The following is a 13314-nucleotide window of genomic DNA, read 5'->3' as shown; positions in this document are numbered from 1 at the left end:
AACTTGAACAGAGCGCGACTCAGCTGCCTGCCTTCTTGCGAAAGTCAAATTGAGCTGCTTCCCGTTCGGAGGGGACCAAGCGGGCGCTTTGGGCGAGAGGTTTATAGCGTGGGACAGCCGCCGTGTCAGCCGTGATTGTCAATCGGCAGGCAATCTTGACCCCCTATCGGCATCCAAAAATGACCCCCCATCGGAGCGCTCGGGTAGCTGGCCCGATGCGGTGTAGCCTTTATACAGCGCAGCCGTATCGGGCCAGCGGGGTTTAGGTCATTCGCGGGTCTTGAAGCGCCAGCTCTCGTTGCCGGTTTCGACGATGTCGCAGTGGTGTGTAAGGCGATCGAGCAGTGCTGTCGTCATCTTGGCGTCTCCGAAGACTGATGGCCACTCACCGAAGTCGAGGTTGGTCGTTACGATGATGGACGTGCGCTCGTAGAGGCGACTGACGAGGTGGAACAGCAGCTGACCGCCAGTCTGGGCGAAGGGGAGATAGCCGAGCTCGTCGAGGATCAGGAAGTCGAGGCGGCACAAGAGATCCGCAGTGCGCCCCTGGCGATCAGCCCGGGCTTCTGCGTCGAGTTTGTTCACAAGGTCGACGATGTTGAAGAAGCGGCCGCGTTTACCACGGCGGATGCAGGCCCTGGCGATGCTCACGGCAAGATGGGATTTGCCGGTCCCGGTGCCGCCGATCAGCACGACGTTGCGTTGATGTTCAAGGAACTCTCCGGAGGCCAGATCGCGCACCAGCGTCTCGTTGACCGGCGTGTTCTCGAAGCTGAACTCATCGACCTCCTTGGCCAGTGGTAGTTTGGCAATCCTCATCTGGTATCTGATCGAACGCGCCTGCTTTTCGCTGATCTCGGCGTGCAGGAGGTCGCCGACGATCTGTTGCGGTTCGTGCTGACGCTTCACTGCTGTCGTGATGATCTCATCGTAGGCGGCCTTCATGCCGTAGAGCTTCAGCTGGCTCATCGCATCCAGCACTTGTGATCTTTCCATGGTTGGGTCTCCTGAGGCTGTCGTAACGTTGGCAATCGGCCACGGGCTGGCAAGTCAGCCGCAACGCGTCCGGCGTATCGATGGTCAACGGCGGCGGCGGCTCACGATGCCGGGCCAAGATGTTAATGATGACGGAGGCGGCGTGAGCCCCTTCATTCAGGGCTTCGGCACAAGCGGCATCCACGGCATCCAGCCCGTCGGTTGGGATCATGCTCAGGATCTGAACCATCTGGCGGTCGCCGTTCGGCACCTTACCAAGCTTGCGCTGCACACGCCTGATTGCTGGCGGCAGCTCCCAGTCCTTGAAGGGCGCACCATTCCTGAGCGCGCCCGGTTTGCGAGCCAGAACAGGGATGTAGTGCAGCGGGTTGTAAATCGACTTATCGCGGCCGAAGGCTCGGTCGTGCTGCCCCACAATCTTACCGTCCTGCCAGAACTCGACTCGCTCGGCATAAGCACGGATCTCAACTGGGCGTCCGACGGCTCGACCATCCACCGAGTAGCGGTTCTTATCGAACCGAACGAGGCAGGTTTTGGACACCGAGGCAGGCAGCGCGTGGAAGCCATTGAAGGGGCCGACATACGGCACCAAGCTGGCTCGTTCTTGCTTGAACACCTCCCAAGTTGTCCGATCCCGGAGCTCGGGGTGCGGGTTGGACTGAGCCCAGGCAACGCACCGGTCTTCAAGCCAAGCGTTCAGTTCGGCATAGCTTTTAAACTTCGGTCGCGGCACGAAGAACCGCCGCCGGACAACGCCGACCTGGTTCTCGACCTGTCCCTTCTCCCAGCCCGAGGCGGGGGTGCAGGCGACCGGATCGACCAAGTAATGTCCGCACATCTGCTGGAACCGGCGATTATAGGCGCGGTCGCGACCGACAAAGATCGTATCCACCGCCGTCTTCATGTTGTCGTAAATCCCCCGAGCACAGGCTCCGCCGAAGAAGGCAAAAGCTTTGTCGTGGGCGTCAAAGACCATCTCCTGTGACTCGCGCGGGTAGGCTCGTACGAACAGCATTCGGCTATGGCAAAGGCGGACGTGCGCCACCTTCACTGTCGTCGTCGCGCCATCGATCACCACGATCTCATGGCTCCAATCAAACTGATAGGCCTCACCGGGATCGAAGGTCAGCGGCACATAGGCAGCGGCTGATGCCCCCTGTTCCTCCTTGGACCATGAGGCCGCGTAGCGCCGGACAGCATCGTAGCCGCCGTCATATCCGAGGGCTCTGAGTTCTTCGAAGACCCTAATCCGGGTCAGCCTCTCACGCTTGGGCTTGCGCGCGTTCACTGACAGCATCTCGTCGAGCTTGTCTTTCCAGGGCCCAATCTTCGGCTGCGGCTGGACCGTCCGCTCGTAGGTGAGCTCCGTCACACCGGATCGGATTACCTTGCGCACCGTGTTCCGCGATACCCGTAACTCCCGGCAAATCTGCTTAATCGGCTTCTTGTCCTGAAAATACGCCCGCCGGATCTTCGCAATCGTCTCCACAACCAACATCCCACACTGTGCTCCCCGATAGCCTCGGGGGCATTATCCACATCAGTGTAAGGGGGTCATTTTTGGACGCCGATCACCCCTCTACGGGGTCAAAATTGCATGCTTGTTCACAGCCAAGTCGAAGCTAAAGACCCTTACACCTGACGGCAAGCCCAGGCTACATCCCAATACTATTGCTGACATTATTGGCAGCGCAGTAGAGGCCTGCGCACTCGCGAAAAGCGACAGTCTAACGACTCATAATCCGCCCAAGATCCCTTTCATCGCAGGGGTCACAGCACCGGAAGATCGAGATCCGAAAGGCAGATACATCAGCTTCGAGGAACTGGGCCTACTGATCGACGCTTGCAAGCGTCCACACATTCTCGATCTTCTTCTTCTCGATATCGGCTGCGGTGGTCGGATCGGCGCGGTGGCAGACATGACGGGGGCGAAGGTTCGCCTTGATCTTGGTGTTATTGATCTTCTTGGGGAAGGATTTGTCGAAACAAATCGGCTTAAGAAAACTCCAATTATACCGGTTACTGGTCCTATGGAGCGTATTCTGAGCAGGCTCGTTGCGGCAAATCGAGACGGTTTCCTTATTCATGAAACCGGCGGGCCAATCTCAGCAGGCGCTCGCAATTTTACGCAGATTATTCAGAGATTGGTGGCGCGAGCGCATTCGGCCAGAACGCCTGACCAGGTCAAGCGGAAGGTGCTGGAACCAACCGAACAAGGGAATGTAAACTGGTATTCGATTAGGCGCACATTTGCCGATTGGCTTGACGAGAGGGTGAGTGATGCGGCAATCAGCGCAGTTATGGGGCATTTTGAGATTTCCTCTCGGACCAGGCGTCAACTTTTCGAGGCCGGGAGCCCTACCACCGACCTCTACAAACGTCGCAAATTGGGGCCGGTCCTTGAAGTTGCGGCCGTTCTCGATGGGGAATGGTGGCCTTCCATTCAGCCATTCACAACTGTAGACCTGCGGAGAGAGACTTGAAGGCTGAAGCGAGCTGATGCATGGGGTTAGTTAAGGTTATGATATGTAAAGATTTATATGGGTTAGATAACCGCGTTCATGACGTGCAGATTACGCGGGAGTCGCCGAACTACCGGATCGGGTAAAGCGATATCTAAGGCGAGATGATCAAGCCGGGGTGTGAAAATGCCCCGGCTTTTATTTTACGGCGCCACCGGTTCGGCCCGCCAAGATGGTCGTAGCCGCAGACCTCAGGCACCGGTCCCGTGATCGGCAAGACATTCCTCATGGTCGCGCAGCACCTCAAGTATCCGGCAATCGGCCACCCGATCCACAGTGCAAGCCCCGATCATCCGCTGCAACTCGACGCGTAGCGCTTCGAGCCGCACCAGCCGCGCCTCGACTTCGCGAAGTTGCTTCTGCGCGATGGCATCGACCTCGGCGCAGGACCGGTCGGGCGTGTCCGATAGGTCCAGCAACTCGCGGATCGCCTCAAGCGAGAAACCCAGCTGCCGCGCATGGCGGATGAAGGCGAGACGGTCCAGCGCGGCTGCGTCGTAGCGCCGCTGACCACCTTCGGTCCGGCCCGGTTCAGGCATCAGGCCGATCTGTTCGTAATAGCGGATCGTCTGCACTTTGGTCCCGGTGCGCTTTGCAAGTGTGCCGATGGCGAGCATCTCTGCCTCCTCTCAATCTACAGCGACTGTAGGGTTTCGCACGGCGACACGCAAGCCGTGCCGTTGCCGAGATTTCTGCCAGGCGCCCCAGAAAACCCTTGAAGCTACAGTTGCTGTAGGTCGTATCTCTACCTCTGACGGTGAATCAGATTGGAAAGAGACATGGCGGACGACAGCACAGCAGAACGCGAATGGCGCGTCACGGGGATGGACTGCGGCGCCTGCGCGGCCAAGGTGCGCGGCGCGGTCGAGCGTCTGCCGGGGGTCGCGGATGTGGATGTTGCGCTGATGTCCGAACGGCTGCGGCTGACGCTGGATGAGGCCGCGACCTCGCCCGAGCGGATCGAGAAGGCGGTGCGCGGCATCGGTTTTGGCATCGCGCCGAAGGGGGCCAAGGCAGAGAGGCCAAAGGGCGGTTTCATCCTGCCCGATGATGCGGTGATCGGCGGGGCGGGGGCAGCCGCGCCGGAGCCTGCGCCAGAGGAGACAGCGGAGCCTGCGTGGTATCAGACGGCGAAAGGCCGCTTGGTGCTCGGCAGCGGCGCCTTGCTCGCAGCGGCTTGGGCCTCGCGGCTCCTCCTGCCGGCTGAGGTCTCGCACTGGGCCTTTATCCTCGCCACGCTGCTTGGGCTGATCCCCGTCGCCCGCCGCGCCTTTGCCATGGCACGGGTGGGCATGCCCTTTACCATCGAAATGCTGATGACCATCGCCGCCAGCGGGGCGCTGGTGATCGGCGAGCCGGAAGAAGCCGCGCTGGTGGTCTTTCTCTTTGCCGTGGGCGAATTGCTGGAGGGTGTCTCTGCCGGAAAGGCGCGGGGCAGCATCCGGGCGCTGACCCGGCTGGTGCCGAAAACGGCGCGGCTTGAAGTCGACCACAAGACGCGGGAGGTGGCGGCGGAGAGCCTCAGCGTCGGCCAGATGGTGCAAGTGCGCCCCGGGGACCGCGTGCCTTGTGATGGCGAGGTGGTCAGCGGCACCTCGGGCGTCGATGAAAGCCCGGTGACGGGCGAAAGCGTGCCGCGTCTGAAAGAGCCGGGCGCGGAGGTCTTTGCCGGGTCGATCAACACCGAAGCCCTGCTGCGCCTGCGCGTCACCAAACCCGCTGCCGACAACACCATCGCCCGCATCGTGCGGCTGGTGGAAGAGGCCGAAAGCGCCCGCGCGCCGACCGAGCGGTTCATTGATCGGTTCAGCCGCGTCTATATGCCCGCCGTGGTCGGCATGGCCGCTTTGGTGGCCGTGGTCCCGCCGCTCGTCTTCGGGGGCGTTTGGGGGGAATGGGTCTACCGCGCGCTGGCTCTGCTGCTGATCGGCTGCCCCTGCGCGCTGGTGATTTCGGTGCCGGCCTCGATCACCTCGGCGCTCTCCACCGGGGCGCGCAACGGCTTGCTGATGAAAGGCGGCGCGGTGATCGAAGCGGCGGCGCGGGTCACCCATGTGGCTTTCGACAAAACCGGCACGCTGACCCATGGCAAGCCGCGGGTAACTGATGTTCAGATGTTTGCAGGGCATGAGGAAGATCTTCTGGCCCTTGCCGCCGGGGTTGAAAACGGCGCGAGCCACCCGCTTGGCCAAGCGATTTGCAGCGCGGCGGAGGCGCGGGGGATCGACCCCGCCGCCGCGACAGAGTCGCGCGCCTTGCCCGGCAAAGGCGCCGAGGCGGTGATCGCAGGGGCCAGGATCTGCGTTGGCTCGCCCCGTCTGGCGGCAGAGCGTGGGGCGCTCTCTATGCCCATGCGCACCCAAGTCGAAACGCTTGAAGCGCAGGGCAAAACCGTGGTGATCCTGCTGCGCGATGATGTGGCGCAGGGGCTCATCGCCCTGCGCGATGAACCGCGTGCCGATGCGGCAGAGGCGGTGGCGCAGTTGCGCGGCATGGGGATTTCCTCGGTCATGCTCACCGGCGATAACCGCCGCACAGCCTCGGCCATTGCCGAGGGGCTTGGCATCGCGCACCGCGCCGAGTTGATGCCCGAAGACAAGGTCACGGCCATTCAAGACCTCACGGCGGAGGCCAAGGTCATGATGATCGGCGACGGTATCAACGACGCCCCGGCATTGGCCGCAGCAGATGTGGGCGTGGCGATGGGGTCGGGCACCGATGTGGCGCTTGAGACCGCCGATGCCGCGATCCTGCGCGACCGGGTGACGGATGTGCCCGGCCAAATCCGCCTTGCCCGCGCCGCGATGGGCAATATCCGCCAGAACATCGCCATTGCCCTTGGGCTGAAGGCGGTGTTCCTCATCACCACGGTGTTCGGTATCACCGGCCTCTGGATCGCGATCTTGGCGGATACCGGGGCGACGGTGCTGGTAACGCTCAACGCCCTGCGGCTGCTGCTTTTCCGCCCATCCACCGCCGCGCGGTTGGCCGAAGCCCCCCGCCGCGCTACACCCCATGCAACCACAGCCTAAATCCCTGAAAGGACGTAACATGACCCTCACAAGACGCAGCCTGCTGGCCACTTTCGCGGGCTTTGCCGCTGCCGCTCCCTTTGCCGCTTGGGCCGAAGCAAAACCCCCGATCCATGTGATGAAAGACCCCAATTGCGGCTGCTGCACGGCCTGGATCGACATTTTGGAGAAGGAGGGGTTTGCGGTAACGACCGAGAACAGTCTTGGCACGCTCCTGATCCGCTACAAACAAGATAGTGGCATCCCGCAGAACATGGCCTCCTGCCACACGGCCAAGATCGAGGGCTATATGATCGAAGGCCATGTGCCGCCTGCCGACATCCGCAAATTGCTGGCCGAGCGCCCGGATGCCGTCGGCCTCGCGGTGCCGGGGATGCCCTATGGCTCGCCCGGAATGGGGCCCGAGAGTGAGCGCGAGGCCTATGATGTGTTTCTGATCACCCGGGGCGGCAAGGCCGAGGTCTTCACAAGCTACGCGGCCGCATAGCCCCCTGCGCGCGGCGGCAATCGGCCAAGGCTATGGAACCTTCCAGCGCCGGAAGTTGGTTGTACCCGCAGAGTAAGGCGGGAGGCGAAGCATGGAGACGTCCGACAAACCAGTCGTCGTTGTCACCGGGGCAAGCGGATACCTCGGGGCGGCGGTTATCAAACGGTTGCACGAGAAATACCGTATGGTCGGACTGGACCGCAGCTCGCCCCCGCATCCGCCGCATCAGGCGGAAAGTATCTGCTTTGACATCACCGACCAAGCCAGCGTCGACAGCGCCCTTGCCCGGCTGCGGCTGGCCTATGGCGACCGGATCGCGGCCTGCATTCACCTTGCCGCCTTCTTTGATCTGAGCGGCGAGGAAAACCCCGCCTATGACGCGGTGACGGTGGAGGGGAGCAAGCGGCTGCTGAAAGGGCTGCAAGACTTCGAGCTTGAGCAATTCGTCTTTACCTCCACCATGCTGGCCCATGCGCCGACCACGCCCGGTGATCCGATAGACGAAGACGCGCCCTTTGACCCGAAACTGCCCTACCGCGCCTCGAAAGTCCGCACCGAGGCGATGTTGCGCGCGGAAAAGGGCGATGAGAAGCTTGTCCTGCTGCGGCCCGCAGGCATCTACGATGATGCGAGCCATTCGACCTTTCTGGCCCATCAAATCGCGCGCATCTATGAAAAGCGGCTGAGCGGCAAGATCTACCCCGGCGACCTGTCGCGCGGGCAGGCGTTTTTGCATCTGGACGATCTGCTCGATGCCATCGAACGTATCGTCGACCGCCGCCAGACCCTGCCGGATGTCTTCCCCGTGCTGCTGGGCGAGGCCGAACCGATCCCCTTTGGGGATTTACAGCGGTTGATCGGGCGGGAATTGCATGGCGAGGACTGGGTAACATGGAACGTGCCGCCCCGGGCGGCGAAACTGGGGGCCTGGACCGAGAACCGCATCTTTGGCGAAGACGCGTTCATCAAGGCCTGGATGGTCGATATCTCCAGCGATCACTATGAGCTTGATCTGACACAGGCCAAAGAGCATCTGGACTGGTCCCCGAAACACAGCCTGTGGCAGGACATGCCGCTTATGCTGCAAAAGCTGAAGGACGATCCCTATCACTGGTATGAAGACAACGGCTTGAACGCCGCGCGGGTCTCTGGGGCGAAGGTGGCGCAGGCAGCAGAAGACGCCGCCGCCGAGACGAAAGATGCGAGCGCCGCCGAAGAGCAGAGCGCCGCGCGCGAACATGACAAACACATGCGAATGATGCATTTCCAGATGCTCTGGGTTCATTGGCTGGTCGCGGCACTGGGGCTTTGGCTGGCCACCGCGCCTTCGGTCTTTGGCACATTCGATCAGACCGAATTCAGCGCCGCCGTGCAGCGCGTGACCGAAGACCGGGGGCTCTGGGCCGCCTCGATGCGCAGTTGGCTCACGGCGTGGAACAATGTCTTTACCGGGCTCGCGATCACGGCGCTGGCGTTTCTCTCGATGAAGCCGGGCAACGGTTGGGCGCAATGGGCGAATGCGGCGCTTGGGGTCTGGCTGCTGGCGGCCCCCTTGGTGTTCTGGACGCCGGACCCGGCGGTCTATGCCAATGACACCTTGATCGGCGCGCTGGTGATCGCGCTGACGATCCTGATCCCGATGATGCCCGGCATGTCGCGCGAAGGGATGATGGATGACGGGGATATCCCGCCGGGCTGGACCTATTGCCCCTCGACCTATGTCCAACGCCTGCCGATCATCGCACTTGGGGTGATCGGCTTTCTGCTCTCGCGCATCCTGTCGGCCTATCAACTGGGGCATATCGACGGGATCTGGGAGCCGTTCTTTGCCTCGCCCTCGGCCCTGAACGGCAGCGAATATATCGTCACTTCGGATGTGTCGAAAGCCTGGCCAATTGCCGACGGCGGCCTGGGAGCGATGAGCTATATGTTCGAGATCCTCATGGGCGTCATGGGCAGCCGTCTGCGCTGGCGCACGATGCCGTGGATGGTGGCGCTTTTTGGCATTGTGGTGGGGCCGTTGGGGGTGATCAGCATCTATTTCATCATCATCCAGCCGATCGCGATCGGCACCTATTGCACGATCTGCCTGCTCGCCGCCGCGGCGATGCTGGTCATGATCCCGTTTTCCCTGGATGAGATCGTGGCCATGGTGCAATTCCTGATCTGGAACACCCGCCGCGGCCGCCCGTTCTGGCGCGCGTTCTTTCGGGGCGATGCGCTGCCGGGGTCGCAGGCCGGCGGCACGATGCGCTTTGACGCGCCGCCGCGCGAACTTGCCCGGCAAAGCGCGCGCGGGGTCACCCTGCCTTGGACCCTGGGGCTGAGCGCCGCCATCGGGCTGTTCCTGATGCTGTCGCGCGCGATCTTCGGCAATGCCATGCCGCTGGCGGGGAGCGATCATCTGGTCGGCGCCTTGGTCCTCACCACCGCGGTCATCGCCTGGGCCGAGGTCGCCCGTCCGCTGCGGTTTTTGAACATCGGCTTTGGCTTGTGGCTGATCATAGCGCCTTGGCTTCTGGGCGGCGGCGCGATTGCGGGCAGCCTGATCGGCGTGCTGTCAGGTCTGGCTCTGATCGGGCTGAGCCTGCCGCGCGGCAAGCGCAGCGCGGAACATTATGGCAGCTGGGACCGCTATATCGTCTGAGCGCGCCCTTAGCCCATGCGCTTTGAGCTGTAGCTCCCCGGTGAGGCGGGAAAGACGACGGTTTTATTGCCGTTCAGAAAGACCCGGTGATGCGCATGGGCGTGGATCGCCCGCGCCAAGACGCTGGATTCCACATCCCGCCCGAGGGAGACATAGTCCGACGCGTTCTGCGCCTGGGTGATGCGCACGATGTCCTGCTCGATGATCGGCCCTTCGTCGAGATCGGCGGTCACATAATGCGAGGTCGCGCCGATCAGCTTAACACCGCGCTGATAGGCCTGTTTATAGGGGTTCGCGCCTTTGAAGGACGGCAGAAAGGAATGGTGGATATTGATGATCCGGCCACTCATCTTCTGGCACATCGCGTCTGACAGGATCTGCATGTAGCGGGCCAGGACGATCAGCTCGGCGCCGGTGTCTTGCACCACTTCCATGATCCTTGCCTCTGCCTCGGGTTTGTTCTCTTTCGTCACCCGGATGTGGTGGAAGGGAATGTCATGGTTCACCACGACTTTCTGATAATCCATATGGTTGGAGATCACGGCCACGATCTCAATCGGCAGCGCGCCGATGCGCACGCGGTAGAGCAGGTCGTTCAGGCAGTGACCAAAGCGCGAGACCATGACGACGACCTTCATCCTGCTGTCTTGGTCGTGAAATTCGAAGTCCATATCGAAGGGCTCGGCGATCTTTGCAAAGCCTTCGCGCAGGTCCTCAAGCGGCGTGCCAGTTTCCGCATCTGCGCTGACGCGCATGAAGAACTGGCCGTTGTCCGGATCGTCAAACTGGGCGCTGTCGGTGATGTTGCAGCCGGAGTCAGCGATGTATTTTGCGATTGCGGCAACGATCCCGCGGCGGGAGGGACAGGTCACGGTTAGGCAAAACTTGGTCATTGGGTCGTCCTTGATGCAAATGCGCAGCTTGAAAGCCGCATCCTGCGCCCCGATAGCACGCGCCGCGGCGGAATCTAGGGGAAAACTGCAAGCGGGCGGGATCGGCTGCCATGGGGGCTGTCGGTCGGCAGCCCGCGCCGGTTCAGGCCCGCAGGGCGGGCAGCCCCACACCCGTCGCGTCGAACCCGCCGTCTGCCGCAAGGACTTGCCCGGTGACAAAACTCGCGCGTTCGCTGGCAAGAAAACAGATCGCCTCGGCGATTTCCCGTTCCGTGCCATAGCGGTTCAAGGGCAGTGCATCGTGATAGGCGGCCCGGATTTCGGGGGAATGGACGGCGAGCGCCAATTTCGTATCGACAGGGCCGGGGCAGACACAGTTCGCACGAATGCCAACCTCGCCCAATTCGGCTGCCTGTTGCTTGGTCAGATGGATCACGGCGGCTTTCGAGGTGCCATAGGCGATGCGCAGGGTCGAGGCGCGCAGCCCGGAGATTGAGCCGATGTTGACGATGGCACCGCCCCGTATCGACAAGAGCGACAGGCCGGCCTGCGACATCAGGAACACACCGTCGAGGTTGGTCTCCATCACCCGCCGCCAGCGGGCAAAATCGGTCTCCTCCAGCGGGCCAAAATCGGCCACCCCGGCGTTGTTCACCAGAATATCCAGCCGGCCAAAGGTCTGTTCGACCTCGGCCATTGCCTGATCCACCTGCTGGGGGACCGACACATCGCAGGTGATTGCCAATGCGCCGGGCAGGGTCGCGGCGGCGGTCTGAAGCGCATCGCTATCGCGGTCAAGCAGCACGATGCGGCGGCCTTCGCCATGCAGCAGGGTTGCTGTGGCAAGCCCGATGCCACGGGCCGCGCCGGTGATTAAAGCGACGGTATCTTTCATTTGAGCATCTCCGGCAGGAAAAGGGACAGGGCAGGGATCGCCGCCACAAAGGCCAGGCCGATCACACTGATCGCGAGAAACGGCAGCGCCCCACGGGCGATCCGCTCCAGCGGCAGGCGGGTGATATTCGCAGCCACGTAAAGGTTGATCCCCACCGGCGGGGTGATGAGGCCGATGGCAAGGTTGACCATGACCAGCACGCCGAACCACACCGGGTCCCAGCCCAGTTCGCGCACCACCGGCAGGAAGATCGGCAGCGAGATGAACATCACGGTCACCGGGTCCATGAACATGCCCGCAATCAGCAGGATCAGCATGATCACCATCAAGATCACCGCGCTGTTGTCAGACAGGCCGAGCAGTTGCGTGGAGTATTGGCCGACCAGGTCTTCGACGGTGACGACCCAGCCGAACAGGCTTGCATAGGCCACCACCAGCATGACCACGGCCGACGAGGATGCGGCTTCGGCCAATGCGTTGTAAAGCGCCCGGACCGTGAGGGTGCGATAGGCAAAGGCGCCGACGGCGATGGCATAGACCGTCGCGACCAAGGCCGCCTCTGTCGGGGTGAAGATGCCGGAATAGATGCCGCCCAGGATCACCACCGGGGTCATCAGCCCCCAAAAGGAGCCGCGAAAGCTGCGCCCCAGAGCACGCCAATAGCCGTCTTCCACCGGGGCCGGAGAAAGCGCGTCCAGACTGTCGCGCCCGCGTCCCTTGATGAAAGGCAGAACCACCAGCATCAGCAGCCCCATGAAGAGACCGGGCAGGATCGCCGCGATGAAGAGCGCCGAGATCGAGGTTTCGGCAATGACGCCGTAGATCACCAGCCCGATGGAGGGCGGGATCACGATGGAAAAGGCCGCCCCGGTGCAGACCAGAGCCGCAGCCGCCGCACGGGGGTAGCCGTCTTCTTGCATGCCTTTGACGATCATCGGCCCGATGGCCGCGACGGAGGCCGGGCCGGAGCCAGAGACCGCGCCCCAGAACAGGCAGACCACGGTGCCAACCACCCCCATGCCGCCGGGCAGATTGCCGATGAGGATGCGAAAGAAGCGGATCATACGCTCGGCGATGCCCAGCGTCCCCATCAGTGTTCCTGCAAGGATGAAGAAGGGGATCGCCAGCAGGGCATATTTGGCAATACCGGTGGCGATCAGGTCGCCGGCAAGGTCAAAGCCAAAGCCGATGAGCCACATCGCATACATGGCCGAGAGGCCAAGCGCGAAGGCCACGGGCACGCGCAGCGCGATCAGCAAGAAGAAACCGGCGATCATCTGGGTGCCCGCACCCATATTAAAGATATCAAACACTTGGCGTTGCCTGCGGCTCTTGGCGCGGGGTGCGCCATGTTTCAGCGGCATGTTGCAGGTAGCGGATGATGATCAGCGCAAAGCCAAAGGGCAGGCCGATCTGATACCACCAGGCAGGCACACCAAGGGCATAGCTGCGGATGCCGCTGTCGAGCTGGTTCATCAGGGTTGCCCAAGAAAACCAGGCCGAGGCGGCCAGCAGCAGAATGGAGAGGATGACGGAGAGGATAAAGACCGCCTGCGCCGCCCGTCGGGGCAGGGCGTCTTGCACCAGCGTCACGGCCAGATGCTCGCCCCGCCTTGCCGCGATGGCGGCGCCAAAGACGGTGAGCAGCAAAAAGCCATTGGTCAAAAGCTCTTCTGACGCGGCGAATGAATAATGGGTGGCATAGCGCACCACGACATTGACAAAGCCGATCAGCGTCATGCCCAGAAATAAAACGGCGCAGATGATTTTCTCGAATTCTTGCAGCACAAAACGCATGGCTGGTCCTTCCCCGGATCGGCGCGGCCCCCGGGGGGGGGAGGC

Annotated in this window: 11 protein-coding genes; 4 read left to right on the top strand and 7 right to left on the bottom strand. The window is 62.3% G+C overall.

The window, feature by feature from the left end; translation table 11 throughout:
* Positions 1–267: 267 nt before the first annotated feature.
* Positions 268–996, bottom strand: coding sequence for an IS21-like element ISPkr1 family helper ATPase IstB (gene istB, locus AB4M76_RS10385; protein WP_317388941.1), 729 nt, complete (start codon positions 994–996; stop codon positions 268–270).
* Positions 926–2494 (bottom strand): IS21 family transposase, encoded by a 1569-nt coding sequence (gene istA / locus AB4M76_RS10380; RefSeq protein WP_368440053.1) that lies wholly within the window; start codon positions 2492–2494, stop codon positions 926–928. Before istA ends, istB begins: the two co-directional genes overlap by 71 nt.
* A 103-nt stretch (positions 2495–2597) precedes the next feature.
* On the opposite strand from istA, the gene AB4M76_RS10375 reads away from it, so the two are divergent.
* Entirely contained in the window at positions 2598–3479 is an 882-nt protein-coding gene (locus AB4M76_RS10375) for a hypothetical protein (RefSeq protein ID WP_368441767.1), read from the top strand.
* Between the two features lie 230 nt (positions 3480–3709).
* Here the strand turns inward: AB4M76_RS10375 and AB4M76_RS10370 are convergent, their stop codons facing one another.
* A complete protein-coding gene (locus tag AB4M76_RS10370) occupies positions 3710–4135 on the bottom strand; it encodes a helix-turn-helix domain-containing protein (protein WP_368441766.1) in 426 nt (141 codons plus the stop codon).
* A gap of 162 nt (positions 4136–4297) precedes the next feature.
* Between AB4M76_RS10370 and AB4M76_RS10365 the strand changes: the two genes are divergently transcribed.
* The 3 genes from AB4M76_RS10365 (at position 4298) to AB4M76_RS10355 (ending at position 9684) form a co-directional block, all read left to right on the top strand.
* Positions 4298–6550, top strand: coding sequence for a heavy metal translocating P-type ATPase (locus tag AB4M76_RS10365; protein ID WP_368441765.1), 2253 nt, complete (start codon positions 4298–4300; stop codon positions 6548–6550).
* A 19-nt stretch (positions 6551–6569) separates the two neighbouring features.
* The gene (locus tag AB4M76_RS10360; RefSeq protein ID WP_368441764.1) at positions 6570–7037 is read left to right on the top strand and encodes a DUF411 domain-containing protein; all 468 of its coding nucleotides are present in this window, start codon (positions 6570–6572) and stop codon (positions 7035–7037) included.
* Positions 7038–7128: 91 nt separating this feature from the next.
* The gene (locus tag AB4M76_RS10355; protein ID WP_368441763.1) at positions 7129–9684 is read left to right on the top strand and encodes an NAD-dependent epimerase/dehydratase family protein; all 2556 of its coding nucleotides are present in this window, start codon (positions 7129–7131) and stop codon (positions 9682–9684) included.
* An 8-nt stretch (positions 9685–9692) separates the two neighbouring features.
* Here the strand turns inward: AB4M76_RS10355 and purU are convergent, their stop codons facing one another.
* The 4 genes from purU to AB4M76_RS10335 form a co-directional block, all read right to left on the bottom strand.
* Positions 9693–10577, bottom strand: coding sequence for a formyltetrahydrofolate deformylase (gene purU, locus AB4M76_RS10350; RefSeq protein WP_368441762.1), 885 nt, complete (start codon positions 10575–10577; stop codon positions 9693–9695).
* A gap of 142 nt (positions 10578–10719) precedes the next feature.
* Positions 10720–11472 (bottom strand): SDR family NAD(P)-dependent oxidoreductase, encoded by a 753-nt coding sequence (locus tag AB4M76_RS10345; protein ID WP_368441761.1) that lies wholly within the window; start codon positions 11470–11472, stop codon positions 10720–10722.
* Positions 11469–12785: a TRAP transporter large permease gene (locus AB4M76_RS10340; RefSeq protein ID WP_368441760.1), complete on the bottom strand. Its 1317-nt coding sequence runs from the start codon at positions 12783–12785 to the stop codon at positions 11469–11471. The genes AB4M76_RS10345 and AB4M76_RS10340 overlap by 4 nt, the downstream gene beginning before the upstream one ends.
* Positions 12778–13269: a TRAP transporter small permease gene (locus AB4M76_RS10335; RefSeq protein WP_368441759.1), complete on the bottom strand. Its 492-nt coding sequence runs from the start codon at positions 13267–13269 to the stop codon at positions 12778–12780. The genes AB4M76_RS10340 and AB4M76_RS10335 overlap by 8 nt, the downstream gene beginning before the upstream one ends.
* Positions 13270–13314 lie beyond the last annotated feature (45 nt).

This window comes from Sulfitobacter sp. PS-8MA, assembly GCF_040933935.1.
In the GTDB taxonomy this organism is placed as follows: Bacteria; Pseudomonadota; Alphaproteobacteria; order Rhodobacterales; family Rhodobacteraceae; genus Sulfitobacter.
This window is presented reverse-complemented; position numbering and strand designations above follow the sequence as displayed.